General features: G+C 53.8%; 23 protein-coding genes and 1 tRNA gene. 13 read left to right on the top strand and 11 right to left on the bottom strand.

Annotated features, from left to right (window positions below):
• The first annotated feature begins 8 nt into the window (after positions 1 to 8).
• The 7 genes from AC16KF_RS17830 to AC16KF_RS17800 all read left to right on the top strand — a co-directional run bounded on the left by AC16KF_RS17830 (position 9) and on the right by AC16KF_RS17800 (position 5383).
• Positions 9 to 791, top strand: coding sequence for a DNA-methyltransferase (locus AC16KF_RS17830; protein ID WP_484038710.1), 783 nt, complete (start codon positions 9 to 11; stop codon positions 789 to 791).
• 16 nt (positions 792 to 807) lie between these two features.
• On the top strand, positions 808 to 1857 hold the full coding sequence (locus tag AC16KF_RS17825; protein ID WP_484038709.1) for a PDDEXK nuclease domain-containing protein: 1050 nt from the start codon (positions 808 to 810) through the stop codon (positions 1855 to 1857).
• Positions 1858 to 1872: 15 nt separating this feature from the next.
• Complete coding sequence (locus tag AC16KF_RS17820; RefSeq protein WP_484038708.1) at positions 1873 to 3207, top strand: alpha-amylase family glycosyl hydrolase; 1335 nt, start codon at positions 1873 to 1875, stop codon at positions 3205 to 3207.
• A 108-nt stretch (positions 3208 to 3315) separates the two neighbouring features.
• Positions 3316 to 3801, top strand: a complete 486-nt coding sequence (locus tag AC16KF_RS17815; RefSeq protein ID WP_484038707.1) for a YbaK/EbsC family protein — start codon at positions 3316 to 3318, stop codon at positions 3799 to 3801.
• A gap of 100 nt (positions 3802 to 3901) precedes the next feature.
• Complete coding sequence (locus AC16KF_RS17810; protein WP_484038706.1) at positions 3902 to 4402, top strand: DUF3592 domain-containing protein; 501 nt, start codon at positions 3902 to 3904, stop codon at positions 4400 to 4402.
• 61 nt (positions 4403 to 4463) lie between these two features.
• Positions 4464 to 4808 carry an ion channel gene (locus AC16KF_RS17805; RefSeq protein WP_484038705.1) on the top strand — a complete coding sequence of 115 codons (345 nt, stop codon included), beginning with the start codon at positions 4464 to 4466 and terminating at the stop codon, positions 4806 to 4808.
• A 23-nt stretch (positions 4809 to 4831) separates the two neighbouring features.
• Positions 4832 to 5383 carry a zf-TFIIB domain-containing protein gene (locus tag AC16KF_RS17800; RefSeq protein ID WP_484038704.1) on the top strand — a complete coding sequence of 184 codons (552 nt, stop codon included), beginning with the start codon at positions 4832 to 4834 and terminating at the stop codon, positions 5381 to 5383.
• A gap of 13 nt (positions 5384 to 5396) precedes the next feature.
• On the opposite strand, the gene AC16KF_RS17795 is transcribed toward AC16KF_RS17800, so the two are convergent.
• From AC16KF_RS17795 to AC16KF_RS17760, 8 genes are all read right to left on the bottom strand, one after another.
• Entirely contained in the window at positions 5397 to 6086 is a 690-nt protein-coding gene (locus AC16KF_RS17795) for a response regulator (protein WP_484038703.1), read from the bottom strand.
• Positions 6083 to 8740, bottom strand: coding sequence for a DUF4118 domain-containing protein (locus AC16KF_RS17790; RefSeq protein ID WP_484038702.1), 2658 nt, complete (start codon positions 8738 to 8740; stop codon positions 6083 to 6085). Before AC16KF_RS17790 ends, AC16KF_RS17795 begins: the two co-directional genes overlap by 4 nt.
• Positions 8741 to 8843: 103 nt before the next feature.
• On the bottom strand, positions 8844 to 9407 hold the full coding sequence (gene kdpC, locus AC16KF_RS17785) for a potassium-transporting ATPase subunit KdpC (protein ID WP_484038701.1): 564 nt from the start codon (positions 9405 to 9407) through the stop codon (positions 8844 to 8846).
• On the bottom strand, positions 9404 to 9667 hold the full coding sequence (locus tag AC16KF_RS17780; RefSeq protein ID WP_484038700.1) for a hypothetical protein: 264 nt from the start codon (positions 9665 to 9667) through the stop codon (positions 9404 to 9406). Before AC16KF_RS17780 ends, kdpC begins: the two co-directional genes overlap by 4 nt.
• A gap of 9 nt (positions 9668 to 9676) precedes the next feature.
• On the bottom strand, positions 9677 to 11737 hold the full coding sequence (gene kdpB / locus AC16KF_RS17775) for a potassium-transporting ATPase subunit KdpB (RefSeq protein WP_484038699.1): 2061 nt from the start codon (positions 11735 to 11737) through the stop codon (positions 9677 to 9679).
• A 117-nt stretch (positions 11738 to 11854) separates the two neighbouring features.
• Positions 11855 to 13546: a potassium-transporting ATPase subunit KdpA gene (gene kdpA / locus AC16KF_RS17770; RefSeq protein WP_484038698.1), complete on the bottom strand. Its 1692-nt coding sequence runs from the start codon at positions 13544 to 13546 to the stop codon at positions 11855 to 11857.
• A 1-nt stretch (position 13547) separates the two neighbouring features.
• Entirely contained in the window at positions 13548 to 13640 is a 93-nt protein-coding gene (gene kdpF / locus AC16KF_RS17765; RefSeq protein WP_484038697.1) for a K(+)-transporting ATPase subunit F, read from the bottom strand.
• A complete protein-coding gene (locus AC16KF_RS17760; RefSeq protein WP_484038696.1) occupies positions 13637 to 13732 on the bottom strand; it encodes a potassium ABC transporter ATPase in 96 nt (31 codons plus the stop codon). The genes kdpF and AC16KF_RS17760 overlap by 4 nt, the downstream gene beginning before the upstream one ends.
• A gap of 105 nt (positions 13733 to 13837) precedes the next feature.
• On the opposite strand from AC16KF_RS17760, the gene AC16KF_RS17755 reads away from it, so the two are divergent.
• Both AC16KF_RS17755 and AC16KF_RS17750 read left to right on the top strand, forming a co-directional pair.
• Complete coding sequence (locus AC16KF_RS17755; RefSeq protein ID WP_484038695.1) at positions 13838 to 14254, top strand: DUF6504 family protein; 417 nt, start codon at positions 13838 to 13840, stop codon at positions 14252 to 14254.
• Positions 14254 to 14970 (top strand): lysostaphin resistance A-like protein, encoded by a 717-nt coding sequence (locus tag AC16KF_RS17750; RefSeq protein ID WP_484038694.1) that lies wholly within the window; start codon positions 14254 to 14256, stop codon positions 14968 to 14970. Before AC16KF_RS17755 ends, AC16KF_RS17750 begins: the two co-directional genes overlap by 1 nt.
• 64 nt (positions 14971 to 15034) lie before the next feature.
• Here AC16KF_RS17750 and AC16KF_RS17745 read toward each other — a convergent pair whose 3' ends face one another.
• From AC16KF_RS17745 to AC16KF_RS17735, 3 genes are all read right to left on the bottom strand, one after another.
• On the bottom strand, positions 15035 to 16285 hold the full coding sequence (locus AC16KF_RS17745; protein WP_484038693.1) for an NAD(P)/FAD-dependent oxidoreductase: 1251 nt from the start codon (positions 16283 to 16285) through the stop codon (positions 15035 to 15037).
• Between the two features lie 108 nt (positions 16286 to 16393).
• Complete coding sequence (galE, locus tag AC16KF_RS17740) at positions 16394 to 17371, bottom strand: UDP-glucose 4-epimerase GalE (protein ID WP_484038692.1); 978 nt, start codon at positions 17369 to 17371, stop codon at positions 16394 to 16396.
• Between the two features lie 43 nt (positions 17372 to 17414).
• Positions 17415 to 18302 (bottom strand): alpha/beta hydrolase, encoded by an 888-nt coding sequence (locus tag AC16KF_RS17735; protein ID WP_484038691.1) that lies wholly within the window; start codon positions 18300 to 18302, stop codon positions 17415 to 17417.
• 111 nt (positions 18303 to 18413) lie between these two features.
• Here AC16KF_RS17735 and AC16KF_RS17730 point away from each other — a divergent pair.
• The 4 genes from AC16KF_RS17730 to AC16KF_RS17715 form a co-directional block, all read left to right on the top strand.
• A tRNA-Pro gene (locus tag AC16KF_RS17730) sits at positions 18414 to 18488 on the top strand.
• On the top strand, positions 18448 to 18735 hold the full coding sequence (locus AC16KF_RS17725) for a GIY-YIG nuclease family protein (RefSeq protein WP_484038755.1): 288 nt from the start codon (positions 18448 to 18450) through the stop codon (positions 18733 to 18735). Before AC16KF_RS17730 ends, AC16KF_RS17725 begins: the two co-directional genes overlap by 41 nt.
• A gap of 134 nt (positions 18736 to 18869) precedes the next feature.
• The gene (locus tag AC16KF_RS17720; RefSeq protein ID WP_484038690.1) at positions 18870 to 19172 is read left to right on the top strand and encodes a hypothetical protein; all 303 of its coding nucleotides are present in this window, start codon (positions 18870 to 18872) and stop codon (positions 19170 to 19172) included.
• A 6-nt stretch (positions 19173 to 19178) separates the two neighbouring features.
• On the top strand, positions 19179 to 19872 hold a 694-nt coding region (locus tag AC16KF_RS17715), incomplete at its 3' end, for a nuclease-related domain-containing protein (protein ID WP_484038689.1).

Below are 19872 nucleotides of genomic sequence, written 5' to 3'. Positions count from 1 at the left end.
GAACCAACATGCCCGATCCCAAAATCTTTTTTGAAACTGAACAAGTAAAGATCATTCACGACGATGTTGTCGCCACCGATCGCGTGGACGATTCGAGCGTTGACCTGATCGTCACCTCGCCGCCGTACAATGTGGACATCGCCTACAACTCGCACAAAGATGATATTTCGTACGCGGAGTATCTTGAGTTCAGCCAACAATGGATGACGCGTTGTCATCAATGGTTGAAAGACGACGGGCGTTTTTGCTTGAACATTCCGCTCGATAAAAATAAAGGCGGGCAACAAAGCGTGGGCGCCGATTTGACCACGCTCGCAAAACAGATCGGCTTTGGTTATCACTCCACCATCATTTGGAACGAGGGCAACATCTCGCGCCGCACCGCCTGGGGCTCATGGATGAGCGCCAGCGCGCCGTTCGTCATCGCGCCGGTGGAATTGATCCTTGTGCTGTATAAAAGCAAGTGGAAGAAAACGGGCGGAAGCAAAGTTTCTGATGTGACGCGCGACGAATTCATGGAATGGACCAACGGCGTGTGGACGTTCAACGGAGAAAGCAAAAAGAAGATCGGTCACCCCGCGCCGTTTCCGCTTGAATTGCCGCGCCGCTGTGTCAAACTGTTCAGCTATGTAGGCGACACTGTGTTAGACCCGTTCAGCGGCAGCGGCTCGACCATCATCGCGGCAGTGACGAATGGACGCAAAGCCATCGGCGTCGAAGTGGATGCAAAGTATTGCGAGTTATCGAGGAAAAGGGTTGTCGCGGCGATGGAGGTGATATCATCGCCTTGACTGCGATTTGCAGAAAATGAAAACCGATAAAATCGTTCCTCGTTCCACGTTCTTCGACGAAGTCCGCTCCATTCTGGCGCAAGCCCGTCAGAAGGCGTACGCGGCGGTCAACTTTGCCATGGTCGAAGCCTACTGGGAGATCGGCCGCCGCATTGTGGAGGAGGAACAGCAGGGCAAAGATCGGGCTGAATATGGCGCGGCTCTTATCAAGGAACTCTCCAAACAGTTGACTGGAGAGTTCGGCAAGGGGTTTACCATTGCCAACCTCAAGAATTTTCGGCTGTTTTATCTCACCTTCCCCGACTTTCAAAAAAGCTACGCAGTGCGTAGCCTTTTAAGCTGGTCTCACTACCGCCTCATCATGCGCGTGGAAGGCGAGCCCGCCCGCAAGTATTACATCCGCGAGGCGGCGGAGCAAAATTGGAGCACGCGCCAGTTGGAACGGAATATCAACACTCACTATTTTGAGCGACTATTGAAATCGCCAGACAAGAAATCGGCAACTCCAGAGAACGATTCGAGCAAGCCGACCTTCGCCGACTTCATCAAAGATCCCTACGTGCTTGAGTTTTTGCAGATCCCAGAATCGCCCGATGCTTCAGAACGGGAAATAGAAACCGCCATCATTGACAACCTGCAACAATTCCTGCTCGAAATGGGCAAAGGATTTTCCTTTGTCGGCAGGCAATTCCGCATCAGCGCCGAAACCAGTCATTTCTACATTGACCTTGTGTTTTATAACTATCTGCTCAAGTGTTTCGTGCTGATCGATCTGAAGAACGAAAAGTTGACGCATCAAGACATCGGGCAAATGGATATGTACGTGCGGATGTTCGACGACCTGAAACGCGGTGACGATGACAACCCAACCGTTGGGATCATCTTCTGCGCGGCAAAGGACGAGACGGTGGTGAAATATTCAGTCTTGAAAGACAGCGAGCAAATTTTCGCTTCCAAGTACAGGCTGATATTGCCAACCGAAGAAGAACTGGCAAGAGAGATCGAACGCGAGCGGCGCATGATTATGGAACAACGCGCTCGTTACGAAGTCAATCGTGAACGTTGAAATGGAGAATTCATTATGGGCGTGATGATGCAAGCCTTCTACTGGGACTGTCCGCGATTGGAAAACGAAGAATTCCAATGGTGGAACACGATCCGCGAGCAAATCCCCGCGCTGGCGAAGGTAGGATTCACGGCGTTGTGGCTTCCGCCCGCGCATAAAGCCGCGAATCTGGCGGGACCCTCAATGGGCTACGACCCGTACGATTATTACGACCTTGGCGAGTTCGACCAGAAGGGAACAATACCCACGTGGTTCGGTCCGCGCGCGGAGTTGGAATCCCTCATCCAAGCCGCGCACAGCCACAAGGTCAGCGTGATCGCGGATATGGTCTTCAATCACAACAGCGGGGCAGACGCGCAGGAGTTGAATCCGCTGATCAATCAAATGCGCTGGACGTTGTTCCATCCGAAGAGCGGAAAGTTCCCGCGCAATTGGGAATGTTTTCATCCGTGCATGTACGAAAGTTGGGACAACATGACCTTCGGCGACATGCCCGACCTCGCGCATCGCAATCCGTATGTGTATGCCGAACTGCTCAAGTTGGCGCGCTGGCTCATCGAGGATGTCGGCTTCGACGGCTTTCGATACGATTTTGTAAAAGGCTACGGCGCCGACACCATCACCGCGATCCAAGAATATCGTTATCAGCGCAACGGTCAACAGTTTGTGCCGTATGGCGTGGCGGAATTTTGGGATAACGCGCACGCCATCGAAAACTGGGTGGACCTTGCCAACTTCTCCAACACGAATCCTGTGGAGGCGTTCGATTTCCCTCAGCGCGAAATGCTCAAAGCGATGTGCGACTCGTATGGTTTCAGTTTGAAGAATCTCACCACGTGGGATACGGTCGTTCGGCGCGAGGAACAGAACGCGGTTTCGTTCGTTGAAAATCACGACCTGCGCGATGAGGGGCGTCCCATCATCAACGACAAATTGCTTGCCTACAGTTACATCCTCACGCACGAGGGGTATCCGTGCGTGTTCTGGCACGATTATTTCAATTTGAATCTCGCGCTCGGCGACACGCCCAACGGCATCGTCGCGCTCGTGGACGCGCACGAAAAATACGCGGGCGGCGACACCCAAGTCTTATACGTGGACGACAACCTCTACATCATGCAGCGCGTGGGATATGGGAATCAACCGGGACTGGTCTACGTGCTGAACAATCGCGGCGACAACTGGAACGGGCGCCTCGTCACCACCAAATGGACGAACGCTTCATTCGCCCCTGTGGCTTGGTGGAGCCATAGCGACCTTTCGCGCCCCATCAACCAATCCACCGACCGCGACTGCCGCGCACAATTCTACGCCCCGCCTCGTGGATACGCGGTGTATGCGATGAAGTAGGGAAGAAGCGAGAAAATAGTTCGTACCGCAAAGTTTACTTTGCGATTGCGCATCGCACAAACCGTCGATCGGCAAGATAAATCTTGCGCTACGGGAAATGCCATTCTTATGACCGACATCCACGAACAACTCTGCGCCTTACTCGATCAAGAAGGCGCGACGTATCGCGTGATCGAACACGAGCCCGAAGGGCGGACAGAACTTATCGCCAAGATTCGCGGCAACCGCATCGAACAATCCATCAAGTCCATGACCTTGCAGGTGCGACTGACTCGCAAGGAAAATATCTACTGCCTCGCAAACGTCCCCGGCAATTGCCGCATTGACTTCGACGGGGTCAAACGTCACTTCAACGCGGATAGTGTCGCGTTCGCGTCGCGCGAAAAGGCTCAAGAGTTGACGGGATGCGTCATCGGGGCGATTCCGCCATTCACGTTTAGCGACCAGCTTCAAGTGTTGGCTGATCCGCTCATCCAGCAGAATGATGAGGTCGTGTTCAACGCGGGTCGCTTGGACCGATCCATTTTTATGAAACTCGATGATTACATCCGCATCGCCAAGCCGCAATTGGTACCAATCGCCCAACGCGGATAATCTGTTTCACTTGTAGAATTGCATACTCTCGCGTTCGTCCCGCACGATTTGCTTGGCAAATCGAACTGCGGGACGAACCTAATCTCACGGAGGCCTCCTCATGGACAACTACGAAAAGAACGTAGACAAGGTATATAACACGGTGGAGAAAGCAGGCAGGGTCGCTAATCGTTTACAGATCGGTTGTTGGATCGTCTTTGCTAATTTGTTCCTTGGCGGATTTTGTTTGTGGGGCGCGTACGTGGGATATGTCAGTTGGCAATTGGAACAGAAAGGCGAAACGGTAACAGGTATCGTGACTCGTCTCGAAGAAAGCAGCAGCAGCGAAGGCGGTTGCTGTGTGTACTCGCCTGTCATCGAGTTCGAAGCGAACGGGCAGACTTATTCTTTTGAGGGCGGCAACGCTTCGTACCCTCCCGCCTATGATGTGGGAGAGGAAGTTTCGGTGTTGTACGACCCCGCCGACCCGAACACCGCGCAGATCAACAAATGGACCGAACGCTGGCTGATGCCGATCATCCTCATCCCTGCCATGATCTTCACCGCGCTGATCCTCAACTTCTTCTTGATCCGTTCCTTTTGGCGGAATGAAGTGATGTGATGTGAGTCAAATCCATTCTTGTCTAAAAACTTGAGAAGCAATATAAACCAAACGAGGAATTATGTACGAACGTCATCGACAACCTCTCGCAAGCCCAAAAGTGTTCGCCAACCGACTTATCCGCAACGGGTTGATTGGGTTGGCGTTAATTCTTTTTTCGCTCATCATTGGGACGCTCGGCTATCATTTCATCGAACATCTTTCATGGATCGACGCCCTGCTCAACGCATCCATGATCCTCAGCGGAATGGGACCCGTCAACCCCGTGCAGACGGATGCGGGAAAGCTCTTCGCCTCCTTCTACGCGTTATATTCAGGCATTATTCCGCTCACCGCCGCCGGCGTGTTAGCCGCGCCGATCCTGCATCGCTTCCTGCATCACTTCCATCTTGCCGATGAGAAATAGCACACATAACAATTGGAGGAAAAATGAAATGCCCTGTGGACAAGACCGACACCCTTAGCCAGATCGCGCTCATTGAAGGATTACCCGCCATGCAATGTTCGAACTGCGGCGGGATTTGGGTGGACTCGAATGCCTATCTTGCCTGGCGTAAGGGAAGAGGCGAAACGGAGTCTCGCAAATCTGCTGAAATAAAAATTGACCCTGCCTGGGATGTGGACGAATTGAAACTCTGCCCCAATTCAGGTCATATCATGGGCAGATATAAAATTCTAGCGGATTCAGATTTCCATCTTGATCGTTGCGGTCATTGCAACGGCATCTGGTTCGACAAACACGAATGGGACGCGCTGATCGAACTGGGCTTGCACGACAACGTCAACGAATTTTTCACCCGTCCATGGCAGGACGAGATCCGCTCGAGCGAGGCGCGAAATCACATGGACAAACTTTACCTTGAAAAATTCGGCGCGGACGATTATGAGCATGTCAAGAAAGTCCGCGAGTGGATGAAAGATCATCCGAAGCGGGGGATGTTGCTGGCGTATCTACAAGCCAGCGATCCGTATGCAGTTTGAACGGACGTAGAAATCAAGAGTCAACTCTCAACCGATACCCCACCCCCGCCTCGGTGACAAGATACGTCGGCCTCGCCGCGTCGGGTTCGATCTTGCGCCGCAGGTTGCTGATGTTGACTCGCAGAATGTGCATATCGTCGTAGCCTTCGCCCCAAACCAGTTTCAACAATTGACGATGCGTAATGACCTTGCCCGCGTGGGTAATCAACGCTTTGAGCAGGTCATACTCCGTCGGCGTGAGCGCGATTTCCTTTTCGTTCAGAGCCACTACACGGCGGGAGACATCCATTGTCAAGGCGCCGATTTGAAAGACAGGCTCGTCCGCGTTTGTCAGTTGTCTTCTTTGCGCAACTCTCATGCGAGCCATTAATTCGCCCGTGCCGAAGGGTTTTGTCAAGTAATCGTCCGCGCCCGCATCGAGCGCGGCGATTTTGTCATTCTCCGCCTCGCGGACGGATAGAATGATGATCGGCGTTTGCGACCATTCTCTTAAGCGGCGAGTCACTTCAATGCCGTCCATATCGGGCAAGCCCAAATCTAAAATGATCATATCGGGGCGGTGAGACAACACGGCTTGAATCGCTTCATTCCCATCGCTGGCTTCATAGACCGTAAAACCTTGCGCGGTCAACGCGGCGCGTAAATACCTGCGGATGGGAGTTTCATCGTCCACAACTAAAATTCGTTGATTGGTCTGCGTCATGCCCCCAATGGTAATTCAATTTCAACGACCGTGCCATTGCCTTCACGATTCATGGCGCGGATCGTCCCTCCGTGAATCTCGACGATGCTCTTGCTGATGGAAAGCCCCAAGCCAGTTCCGCCAACATTTTGCGGATGATGCGCGCGATAAAACTTTTCAAAGATGTGAACCAGATCGTCCGCTGGGATGCCAACTCCACGGTCCGCGATTGTGAGGCGCATGGTTGAGTCCAGCGCGGATGCGGAAATTTCGATCAAAGAATTTTCAGGAGAATACTTTATCGCATTCTCCAATAAATTCACGACCACTTGCACCATCAAAGCAAAATCCATTTGCGCGAGCGGAAAATCGGCGGGGATATTTGTTTGGATCTGATGCTTGCCGACGCGCCAGCCAAGTTGCTCGATGGCTGTGCCGATCAAATCCTGTATATCTCGCGGCTCCAGGTTTAATTTAATGACGCCGCTTTCAATGCGCGTCATGTTCAATAAATTGCCAACCAGGCGGTTCAATCGGTCGGCTTCGCCGCGCGCGTTTTCGATTAATGTGTCTCGCGTTGTTTCATCCATGCCATCATAATTTTCATCCAGCGCGGTCAACGCCCCAGTGATCGAAACCAGCGGCGTGCGCAAATCGTGCGAAACGGAATTGAGCAGGGCGTTTTGCAGTTTTTCAGCCGATTGCATCAAACTGATTTTCTGCGTTTGTTCTTCCAGTAAAGCGCGTTCGATGGCTTGCGCGCCCTGATTGGCAAAGGCTTCCACCAGTCGTCTTTTTGCGGGGGCAAGGTCCATTTGAGACGAGTTCAATTTTCCGATCCCTAACACGCCCACAACGCCGCCCGCTGTTTTCAACGGCAGGTAGCGTAGTTGCGCGGCTGGCAGGGTATTTGTATAACGCCCCGCAGGTTCCGCGTGACGATAGACCCAATCTGCCACCGCGATTTCTTCATCGCTCAATTTCAGATCGTCGCTACTGATCCGTATTTCAAGTTTGTCTTCCTTTGCCAGCAATACGGCAACCGCTTTTTCAAAAGTTTGTTCGAAATGTTTTTTCAACTGTCTCAAGATCGTTTCGAGATCGGCGGAGGACGCCAGGTCGCGGCTCAGGTCGTACAACTCCGCTGTTTCCGCCTCGCGCTGACGCGCCGCCTGCGCTTGTTCGCTCGCCCAAGCCGTTAATTGGCTGATCACCATGCCCACCAAAAATAAAGCGATGAACGTAATAATGTACTGCGTATCGGAAACAGAGAACGAAAAATGCGGCGCGATAAAAAGGAAATCAAACGCCAGAATGCCCAGTATGGACGCCAGGACGGCGGGCCCGCGCCCCAAATAGACGGCGGAAACCACAACCGCCAATAAATAGACCATGACAAGGTTGGTAGGCTCAAGCCGCCAACCGATGAAACCACCCAGGAGGGTAGCCAGCGCCACCAGCACAACGCTCCAAAGATAACGCGCAAGCGGGCTGTGCAGTTTGAAAGGGTTCTCGTCCGCTGGAAAAGACGGCGTGTCGTTGCTGGCGACGACATAGACATCCACATCCCTGCTTTTGCGGATCAAGCTATCCACCAGCGAGCCGCGAATCATTTCCTGCCAGCGCGGGCGCAGAGGTTTGCCAGCCACAATTTTTGTAATATTATTTTTCCGCGCAAATTCAATGACAGTTTGTGAAATGGATTCAATGGAGGCGCCCGCGCTCACCGTATAAGACCGCGCGCCCAGATCCTCCGCGAGTTGCAAAATTTTCGCAACCCGTTCGCGTTTCGGCTCGGACATGGCAATAGATTGCGGCGTTTCAATAAATAACGCGATCCACTCCGCGTTTAGTTCTTCAGATAATCTTCTGGTTGTGCGCACCAGCCGCTCGCTCAACGGACTGGGGCTGATACAAACCAACAGTCTTTCCGTCGCCGCCCACGGACCAGGAATCGCCCGCGTTTGCATGTATGCCCGCATCTGGTTATCCACGCGTTCCGCCGCGCGGCGCAAAGACATCTCGCGCAGGGCGGTGAGATTCCCTTTGCGGAAAAATTTATCAATGGCGCGGCTGGCTTGTTCGGGGATGTAGACTTTACCTTCATTCAAACGCGCCAATAATTCATCGGGCGGTAAATCAATCAATTCGATTTCAAAGGCTTCGTCCATAACAGAATCGGGAATGGTCTCTTTCACCACCACGCCCGTCACTTGCGCCACAATATCGTTCATACTTTCAAGATGTTGAATGTTCAACGTGGTGTACACGTCAATCCCCGCGTCTAAAATTTCCTGCACGTCTTGATAACGCTTGGGGTGGCGCGAACCAGAAGCGTTGGTGTGAGCGAACTCATCCACCAGCACGATGGCGGGCTTGCGCCCCAGAACCGCGTCCACATCCATTTCAGGCAGGGTCGTGCCGCGATAATCCACTTGTTTGCGCGGCAGAACTTCCAACCCCTCAACCAACTCTTCGGTTTCTTTGCGTTTATGCGTTTCAATATAGCCGACAACAATATCAATGCCCTGCTCCCTGCGTTGATGCGCGGCTTGAAGCATGGCGTAGGTCTTCCCCACGCCCGCCGCATAGCCGAGGAAGATTTTCAACTTTCCTCGGCTATGTTCTTCTGCTTGAATATTTTTCAATAACTCATCGGGGTCTGGGCGTTGCATAAAGATATTGTATTCCTATTCTCCCTCATCCCCAACCCTTCTCCCTTTGGGAGAAGGGTGTCTGAGTCCCCTCTCCAACGGGAGAGGGCTAGGGTGAGGGGATTTATTCAATTCCATCCAAAGCCAAATTCAACAACAACACATTGACTCGCGGCTCGCCCAGAAAACCAAACTGACGACCTATGGTGTATTGATTCACCAACGCGACGACATCCGCTTCATTCACGCCTCGGCTGGTTGCCACGCGGGAAACCTGATACAACGCCGCGGCGACGCTGACGTGAGGGTCGAGTCCGCTCCCCGAAGCAGTGACCAGGTCCACAGGAATCGGAAGCGCGTTGTTGGGGTCAGCCGCTTTCAGGGCGTCAATCCGCGCCTGCACGGCTTCGATCAAAGCGGGATTCATCGGTCCGTAGTTGGAGCCAGACGAGGTGGAAGAGTCGTAATTGACCGCCGATAAACGTCCCCAAAAATATTTCGGATCGTCGAACTGTTGACCGATCAATTCGGAGCCGTAGGTTTTCCCGTCAATGACGATGAGACTGCCGTTGGCTTGATGCAGAAACGCAAGTTGGGCAATGCCCGTCACCGCCAGCGGATAGATCACGCCCGTGACGACGGTGAGCAAAATAAAAATAGTAAGCGCGGGGCGAAGTTGTGTGTTCATGAGTTAAAGGTTCCTGTAAAGTAAGCGACAAACCAGAAGATGGATGTGATGAATAACCAGGGTTGCCATGCGAGCGGTATGTTCAAAACGTTGGGCGCAATTGCGCCAGCGGCGAATATAACCGTGAGAGCCGCCAGCAAAAACGGCTTGATGATTTTTGAATACTCGCTTGGTTTCATCGAAACTTCTTTCCGAGTTGAAACAAAAGGTTTCTGCCTGATGTTTTCCAGATATGGATACGATAAATTGTGAACTGTCATCTCAGCCTCCTAGACCAATCCAAACGCTACCAATGCCATGTCAATCACTTTGATGCCGATGAACGGCACGAACAAACCGCCGAGACCGTAGATCAAAAGGTTGTCTCTCAGCAATTGCGCCGCGCCCACCGCGCGATACGGCACGCCGCGCAACGCCAATGGGATTAATGCGACGATAATCAGCGCGTTGAAAATCACTGCCGAAAGGATGGCGCTTTCAGGCGTTGCCAGCCCCATAAAGTTCAATGTTTGCAATTGCGGGTAGGTGGCGGCGAACGCGGCGGGGATGATGGCAAAATATTTCGCCACATCGTTGGCAAGGCTGAAGGTGGTCAGCGAACCGCGCGTCATCAAGAGTTGTTTGCCGATTTCAACGATCTCGATCAATTTGGTTGGGTTGCTATCGAGGTCCACCATGTTGGCGGCTTCGCGCGCGGGTTGCGTGCCAGTGTTCATCGCAACGGCAACGTCGGCTTGGGCGAGCGCGGGCGCGTCGTTTGTGCCGTCGCCCGTCATGGCAACGAGTCGTCCGCCCGTTTGATATTCGCGGATCAATTTCAACTTCGCTTCGGGCGTGGCTTGCGCGAGAAAATCATCCACGCCCGCTTCGGCGGCGATGGCGGCGGCGGTGAGCGGGTTGTCGCCTGTGATCATCACGGTTTTGATTCCCATCTTTCGCAAGTGCGCGAAGCTTTCCTTCATACCGCCTTTGACGATGTCCTTCAAATGGATCACGCCGAGGGCTTGGTTGTCGCGCGTCACAACCAGAGGCGTGCCGCCAGTTCGGGCGATTGAATCAACTGTCGGCTTGAGGTCAGAAGCGACGGCGCCTCCGTTGGACTGGATCAATTCGATCATCGTGTCGGGCGCGCCTTTTCGGATCGAAGTTCCATTGAAATTAACGCCGCTCATGCGCGTTTGCGCGGTAAATGGGACGAAGTGCATCTTCTCCATGGTTTTGCCGCGCAAGCCAAATTTTTCTTTTGCCAACACGACGATGGAACGACCTTCAGGAGTTTCATCTGCCAATGACGCGAGTTGCGCGGCTTCGGCAAGTTCTTGAACGGGAAGATTGTTGACGGGGATAAACTCAACCGCCTGACGATTGCCCAACGTGATCGTTCCCGTTTTATCGAGCAGTAACACATCCACATCGCCCGCCGCTTCCACCGCGCGACCCGACATGGCGATGACGTTGCGTTGGATCATCCTGTCCATGCCTGCAATGCCAATGGCGGAAAGCAACCCGCCGATGGTGGTTGGGATCAAACACACCAGCAAGGCAACCAACACGGTGATGGTGATCGCGCCGCCGCTGAACATTGAGAACGGCAGTAACGTGGCGCACACAACCAAAAAGATGATGGTGAAGCCCGCCAGCAAAATATTCAACGCGATTTCATTCGGCGTCTTTTGCCGTTTCGCGCCCTCGACCATGCTGATCATGCGATCTAAAAATCCATGCCCAGGGTCGGCGCTGACTTTGACAATTAACCAATCGGACAAAAGTCTCGTGCCGCCCGTGACTGCGGAACGGTCGCCGCCCGCTTCTCTCACGACGGGAGCTGATTCGCCCGTGACGGCGCTCTCGTCCACCGACGCGATTCCCGCGACGATCTCGCCGTCGGCTGGCAGAATATCTCCCACAACGACCAGATATAAATCATCTTTGCGAAGCGCGGTGGAGGAAACAATTTCATGCTTTACATTGGCGTCAAATGTTTCAGCCTTTGACGCAACTTTCTTCGCGGGCGTATCCTGCCGCGCCTTGCGAAGCGACTCGGCTTGCGCTTTGCCGCGTCCCTCGGCGACGGCTTCGGAGAAGTTTGCAAATAACACAGTGAACCACAGCCATAAGGCAATCGCGCCAATGAAACTCGTCGGCGCCTCGCCTTGACCGAAGATGGCTTGAATCCACAAGATGGTCGTCAGCGCGCTCCCCACCTCCACCACGAACATGACGGGGTTGCGGACCATCCAACGCGGGTTGAGTTTGATAAACGATTCCACAATCGCGCGGCGGTACATTTCCTGTTTCATTTGAGTTTGTTTTTTTGTTTGAGTTGTCATAGTAATTCTCTTTTCACCACAAAGGCTTGCATTGAGCCTGTCGAAATGTCACGAAGGTACACAAAGGTTTTTAAATCTTTTCCTTAGTGACACTTTGTGTCCTTCGTGGTTAAGGTCTTATTTAAATATCATCAAATGTTCCACAATCGGACCCAACGCCAGCGCGGGCAAATAACTCAACGCGCCGACGATGACGATGACGCCGATCAACCAGCCGATGAACAAAGGCGTATGCGTCGGCAAAGTGCCGTTGCTGACGGGCGTCTTCTTTTTATTCGCCAGCGAGCCTGCCACCGCCAATATCGGAACCGCCAGCCAAAACCGAACGATCAACATGGCGAGTCCCAACGCGGTGTTGTAAAACGGATTGTTCGCTCCCAGCCCCGCAAACGCCGAACCGTTGTTCGCCGCCGTGGACGAAAAGGCATACAACACTTCGCTGAACCCATGCGCCGACGGGTTGAAGATCGTGGCTCTGCCCGCTTCGCTCATCAACGCGATGGCTGTCCCAACCAACGTCACGATCACAGGCACAAGAATCACGAGCGACGCCATTTTCATTTCGTAGGCTTCGATCTTTTTGCCGAGATATTCAGGCGTGCGCCCCACCATCAACCCCGCCACAAAAACGGCAATGATGACGAACGCCAACATGCCATACAGCCCAGAGCCGACTCCGCCGAAAATGATCTCGCCGAGTTGCATCAGCCACATGGGCACGAGTCCGCCCAGCGGCATATATGAATCGAGCATCGAGTTGACCGCGCCGTTCGACACGGACGTTGTAGCAGTTGCCCACAATGCGGAGTTCACGATCCCAAAGCGGACTTCCTTACCTTCCATATTCCCGCCTGCGACTCCCAACGCCTCTATCGCAGGGTTGGCTGTTTTCTCCGACCAAACCGTCACGCCCAGTAAAGAGACGAACACAATCGTCATGGCGATCAGTAGCGACCACCCCTGGCGCGTGTCGCCGATCATCTTCCCGTAGGTGTAGCAAAGCGCGGCGGGAATTAATACGAGGGCGAGCATCTCCAGAAAATTTGAAAACGGCGTCGCGTTCTCAAGCGGATGCGCGGAGTTGGTGTTGAAGAATCCGCCGCCGTTTGTGCCGAGTTGTTTGATTGCGATCTGCGAAGCGGCGGGACCGACCGCAATGGTCTGCTCGCCCGATTGAAGCGACACGGCGGTTTGTGATTCGTTGAAAGTTTGCACAACGCCTTGCGAAACTAAAGCCAGCGATAGCGCCAGCGCAAGCGGCACAAGGATATACAAAGCGCTTCTGGTTAAATCCACCCAGAAGTTGCCAATCTCTTTCGTGGTGTGTCGGACGATTCCGCGAATCAACGCGACCAAGACCGCCATGCCCGTCGCGGCAGAGACGAAGTTTTGCACGGTCATTGCCAGCATTTGGGTCAGGTAACTCATCGTTGTTTCGCCGCCGTAGCCCTGCCAATTGGTATTGGTGACAAAGCTGGTGGCTGTGTTCCATGAAGAATCAGGCGTGACCGCGCCGAATCCCTGCGGATTCAATGGCAACAAAAACTGAACTCTTTGCAGAAAATAGACAGCCAGCAAGCCAATTGCATTGAACAGCAACATCGCAACGGCGTATGTTTTCCAATTCATCTCCGTTTTTGAGTCCACACCTGAAGCGCGGTAAATGAATCGTTCAACGGGATCAAGTATCGGGTCGAGAACGACGCGCTCGTTTTGGTAGACGCGCGCCATATATCCGCCCAGCGGTTTGACCAAAGCGAACAAAACGGTCAGGTAGAAAAGAATTTGAAGCCAATCGTAGATGTTCATGTTATCCAAACCATTCTGGTTTCAACAAGGCTAAAACGAGATAGCCAAACAAAATTAAAGTAAGTACGCCTGCGATCACATACAAGGCGTTCATTTGTTCTCCATCAGGCGGTCACAAATGGCGAGCAAGCCAAAAGTGAGCGCGAAAAACAAAAGGGTCAATCCAACAAAGAGAATGTCATTCATGCGTGCCTCCATTGGATGCAGTGTATTCAGTTGCGCGTCAAATTGGGGTTAAGGAAACAAGCGCGAAGGTCAAGAAAGTATCAAGACTTGTGCGATAATCAAGATATGGAATTCACCCCGCTTCATTTTTTAGATCATCCGATTGAAGTCATCTTCGATTCCCCTCCCGCGCTCGAGAAGAGTCCCACCTGCCCAAATGGATTTGTCTGGGAAGGCAAAACGTATCGCGTGATCGAAATGCTCTCGGCATGGACAGATTTCAAGCGGCGCGGAAAGATGGCGCGCAATATGCAGCCTGAGCACGCGGCTGTGGCATCCAATCGCGGGTCGTTGAATGTGGGCAGGTTTTATTTTCGCGTACGTGTTTCCGTTCATCCCGCAAACCGCGTTCATCCAGCAGTTCAACTGCTGGATGAACGAACTCAAGAACAAATCTTCGATATTTACTATGACCGCGCGATGAAAAACGTAGATGACCGCAAAGGTCAATGGGTTGTTTATAGAGAGGTAGGAGAAGGCTGATGGAAGAGAATCAGGTTGAGGTCAGGCAAGAAGCGCGGGAAGTCCCATGGTCGATCCTCGATACGTGGCTCGGCGTCGTATTGTTGATACTGATCAGCGTCGGCATACTCGTGGTCGGGTTCCTGTTTCAAGAGGAAGCGAAGCAGTTTGCGCGCGGCGCGGGAGTCATGTTTGCCGAAATGATCTATCTCGTGCCGGTGCTGGTCATTTTTGCGTGGAAGCGCATCCGCCCCGGGCTTCTCGGCTTCGTCAAATTCGATTCGCTTACGATGGGCTTGGGGTGCGGATTATTGATCGTCGCCTACGGCATCGTCATCGCGCATAACGTTCTGCTGACGCTTCTTGGCGTGGATACGCAAGGCGAGGCGGTGATGAAGATGTTTTCCGAACTCGATTCGCCTCTCTGGCTGTTTCTCACCGGCGTGATCATTGCCCCGCTTGTGGAGGAAATTTTCTTTAGGGGATTTTTATTTCAAGGATTTCGACAACGCTACGGCTGGATTGCGGCGCTCCTGCTGAGCTCTGGAATTTTTGCCGCTTCGCATCTCGATCCCGTTTCGTTCATCCCGACGTTCGTGCTGGGCGCGGTGTTGGGATACGTGTATCACCGCTCCAATTCATTGTGGCCCAGCATCATCCTGCATTTCCTCAACAACGGGTTTGCCATGTGCCTAATGCTTGCCGCCATTCGCTTCCCGGAGATATTTCCTTCGTGATCTCACGTTGCCAATCACGCTTAGTTACTGCGGCAGTTGAACTGCCGCAGTAACGGAACCATCATCAATACCTCGTGATCAACCTCACCTGATTATCGTAAAAGAAATAATCCCACGCCCAGTTGATCATCACCACGAGTCGGTTGCGAAAACCGATGATGCGATAAATGTGCAAGCCCACCCAGATCACCCATGCAATGAATCCGCTGAACGAGAGCCCCCAAATCCGCGCGACCGCCGCGTTCCGCCCGATGGTGGCGAGCAAGCCCGGGTCCTTGTAACGAAACGCGCGCTGACTCTGCCCCTTGATCGCGCGCCGAATATTATCCGCCGCAACATTCCCCTGCTGGATCGCCACCGTCGAAAGCATCGGCAGGGGCTGATGATTTTCATCTTCGAGATACGCCGCGTCGCCGATGACGTAAACTTCGGGATGATTCGGCAATTGCAAGGTCGCCTCGGTTCTCACCCGACCTGAACCTGCCCGCGCCGCCTCAAGCGACTCGACTACTTCAGCCGTCTGCACGCCCGCCGTCCAGATCAGCGTGTTTGCTTCAATACCTGTTCCATCGGCAAGCGAAATTCTTTGACCGTTGAAATCGGTCAACCGCGCATTGAAAATCACTTCCACATTTTTCTTTTGCAACAAACGAAGCGTTGCCCTTCGCAACTGATCGGGATAACTTGCAATCAACGCGCCGCCCGCTTCGAGCAACAACACACGCGCCTCGCGCACATCGAGTTCGGGATATTCCTTCCTCATCACATGCGAGATCAACTCCGCCAACGCGCCCGCCACTTCCACGCCCGTCGGTCCGCCGCCGATGATGGCGAACGTGAGCATGGCGCGGCGTTTGTCGGCGTCCGCTTCATGGCTGGCGCGCTCGAACATGGACAGTAAATGATTCCGCGTGCGGATCGCGCTTTCAATGTTCTTGATGTAGAGCGCGTTCTGTTCCACCGATTCAATGCCGAAGAAATTCATCCGTCCGCCCGCGGCGACGATGAGATGATCGTACGCGATGACCGAACCGTCCAGTTTGACGAACTTTTCATCGAGGTTGATCTCGTTCACTTCGCCCATCTGGAACGTCAGATTTTTCTGGTCGCGGAAGATCGTCCGCACGGGGAAGGCGACCTGCGACGGCACCAGCGCGGCAATCGCCACCTGATATAGCAACGGCTGAAACAAGTGGTAGTTATTTCTGTCAATCAGAGTGATGCGCACAGGCGCGTTCCTCAACTTCTTGGCGGCGGTCAACCCGCCGAAGCCTGCGCCGAGAATGACCACGTGGGGGATTGTATGGGTGTCCATATCACACTCCTTAATTGTGATAATTTTCACAATTATAACCAAAGGGGTCTGATTTGTAAAGTACCTCCCTGCTTTTCATACAACCTTCTAACTCAACCGCCGAGGTGGCTATCCCTCATATCCATGCGGGTGCGACTTGTGCCACTCCCACGCGCTGGAGATGATCTCGCGCAAGTCATCGTGCTGAGGCTTCCAACCGAGTTCGCGTTTTATTTTTTCGGATGAGGCGACCAGCCGCGCAGAGTCGCCGGGGCGGCGGGGATGCTCGATGGACTGAATCAACTGTCCCGTGACTTGACGCGCGGTGTCGATCACTTCGCGCACCGAGTAGCCATGTCCGCTTCCGAGGTTGTAGATCAGGCGGTCGCGTTCGGAGAGTCCGCTTAAGGCGAGGATGTGCGCGTCGGCGAGGTCGGCGATGTGAACATAGTCGCGGATGCACGTGCCGTCGGGCGTTGGATAATCGGCGCCGAAAATTTTGATCGCATCGCTTTGCCCGAGCGCCACGCGCAACACCAGTGGGATGAGGTGCGACTCGGGCTGGTGCGCCTCGCCTCGATTGGGCAACGCGCCGCAGGCGTTGAAGTAGCGAAGCGCGGCAAAATGCAAGCCGTGAATTTCACGATACCAATCGAGCGCCTGTTCGACCATGAGTTTGGTATGCCCATACACGTTCGTTGGACCGAGCGGAGAGTCTTCGTTGAGCGGCTCTTCACTGGATTTGAACACCGCCGCCGTAGACGATAACACAAACCGCTTCACTCCCGCCCGTACGGCTGTTTCTATCAGCGTGAGCGCGTTCGTGAAGTTGTTTTGATAAAAGCGACCGGGGTCTTTCATGCTTTCGCCCGCTTCGATAAACGCCGCAAAGTGCATCACCGCGTCGAATTTTTTTTTCGTGAAAGTTTCTATCAGTGTATGGCTATCCGCCAGATCGGCTTCAATGAAGTTTGCTCCCTCCGGCGCTGCGGCGCGATGACCGGTGACGAGCGAGTCGTAGACGCTGACAGAATGCCCCCCTTTGATCAATGCTTCTGCGGTGACCGAGCCGATGTAGCCCGCTCCGCCGGTGACGAGGATGTTCATAAAGTCTCCTGAATGAAAGGATTATAAACGTGATGAATGTTCATTAGTTGTTCCATTGGCTTGCATACCAGCGGATATATTCCTCCACGTGCGCCGACCAGTATTCTTCGGTATGCTCGCCGGTGTAGATGTGCCATTCATGCGGAACATCGAATTGGGCGAAGATGGCTTCGACCTGGGTGGCGGAGGCAAGTTCCTGATCGTTGTCGCCAATGTCCATGAAGATGGTGGGGCGCGAGGCGAGGGGCGCGGACTGGATCCACCCCGCCACTTTGGATGCGTCGCGTTGAAAGACGGCGAGGGAGTGCAAGCCGATAATACTGAACAGTTCGGGGTGGGTTAATCCAAGATTCAACGCCCAACCTGCGCCGCGCGACATGCCGCCAATGGCGCGGTAGCGAGGATCGGGGATGACGCGGTAGGTTTCGTCGATGAAGGGGATCAACTCGTCGGTGAGGCGCGCGCCAAAGGTTGTCCCTGCGGGGGTGTACCAGTAATGGTCGTCTGGGAACACGATGATGAAGGGCATCGCCTCGCCGCTCATGATGAGGCGGTCGAGAACGCCTGCCGCGCCGAGGCGGATCCATTGATCGGCGGTGTAGGTTTGTCCGTGCAGAAGGTAGAGGACGGGGTAGCGTTTGTCGGCGCGTTCATCGTAGCACGGGGGCAGGTAAACGATGAACTCTTGCGGAGGATTGGAGGATTTGAGAATTGAATCTTCCAACCTTCCGGGTTTGGCGAGGCAGGCAATGGGCGTGGACGTGGGAGTGGCTGTGGAAGGGGCAAAAGTAGGGAGCGGCGTGAGGGTTGAAGTTGCCGTCGCTGGAACAATTGTGGGAGTTGGTAGCGCTTGGGCAGTGGAGCAGGCAGAAAGGAAGAAAAGAAACGCGAGAGGAATCGCTATCCGTTTTATTGCTTGACGGCTGTTCATCCGACGCATTATACTCGTCGCACTTGATACAGTTCGAGGCGTGGCGCAGTCCGGTTAGCGCGTGGCGCATGTGCGCCAAGGCCGGAGTGCGCATCCCCCACCATTTCGTTTCGGGGCGTGGCGCAGTCCGGTTAGCGCGCTTGCTTTGGGAGCAAGAGGCCGTAGGTTCGAATCCTATCGCCCCGACTTGTTTTATATTTATATCATCCACAGCCAAAGCCGACAAAGATATTATGTTGGTTCAACGGAATCTCTTGAAAGGCGCCTGCAAGAGCATAATGTGGGAAAATCAAAGTCAACACGCGCAGGCGTTCCATGGCAACTTGTCCATAGAGAAGATTTCGAGACGCGTTCAGAAGCCATGGCGCAAGAGAAAAAGGTTAAAGCGCGAGGAATTGAACGTTATCTATCCGACCTTCAAAAGTCCGGCTAGCGCGTGGCGCAATGGAGCCAAGGCACCGGGTTCGAATCCCGGCGCCCCGACACGTTCCGTGGGCAGTTGATCTGCCGACGGAACTTTTTTTGTTCGATTGTTTAATGCTACAATACGCGCGGAGTTGATATTCTATGGCAAAGAAACAAGATGGCGTGGTTGAAGCAGTCCGTTACAAGAACGGGCAAATTGTAGCCGTGCGGGCTTATGAACGGCGCGGGTCATCGTATTCGGACCGGGTGTTGATCGACCGTAAAGACCTGCTGGAGCGAATCAAAAAAGGGAAACTGCTGGTGGTCGGTACGCGCAAGGAATTGCTGGCGAGCACGTTCGAAGCCGGTAAATCACTGCGGGTTGTCAGCCGGGATGGGAAGGAATTTATCGCCACGCTGGATTCGGCCGAGCGCGATCTACTGGAACAGGCGCCGGTCTTTTAGACTCCCATGAAGATCATCGACCAAACCCCTCTGATCGACGAGAAAGGCAACCTTGGGTTCAGCCAGCGAATTCAGGGCATGTTGAAGTTTGGCTTTAACTGGCCCACTGAATTGCTGGCTCAGAAAGCGATCATCACGTACTTCGATCGAAACCTCGAAAAGGGATACACCCTGATCCGTAACCAGATCCTCGGGCAAAGCGCCATTATGATTCCGCTCATCTTGATCGGGCCGGCGGGGATGTTCGCCATCAACATTGCTTATGTAAAGGGCAGGTATGAGGCGAAAGGCGAGTCATGGAGTGTGGAATCGGGAAACCGCTTCAAGCCCGCGCCGGTGAACCTGGTCCAGTCCACGGCGCGGATGGCGCGGGCGTTGACCGCATTCATTGAGCGACAGGGGACGAGGGTGCCGGAGCCGATTGAATCGGTGTTGATCGCGGCAGACCCAGGCTTGCACGTGGAAACGGATAAGCCCGCCGTTCGTGTTTTGATGGTGGATGGGATCAAACCGTTCGTGACGGGGCTTTCCAACACCATGCCCGTATTGAGATCCGATTTGGCGCTCGACATGGTGGAGCGCATCACCAACCCGCGCCCTCCCAAGCAGAAGACGAATCCTCCCCAGCCCGCGCCGATGGTTGCGCCTCGCCAACAACCTGCGGTGGCGGCGCCGGTTGCGCCACCGCCACCGCAGGAAA

Source organism: Candidatus Defluviilinea gracilis (genome assembly GCF_057138825.1).
The sequence above is the reverse complement of the archived record's forward strand: the minus strand, read 5'-3'. Positions and strand labels throughout refer to the sequence as shown.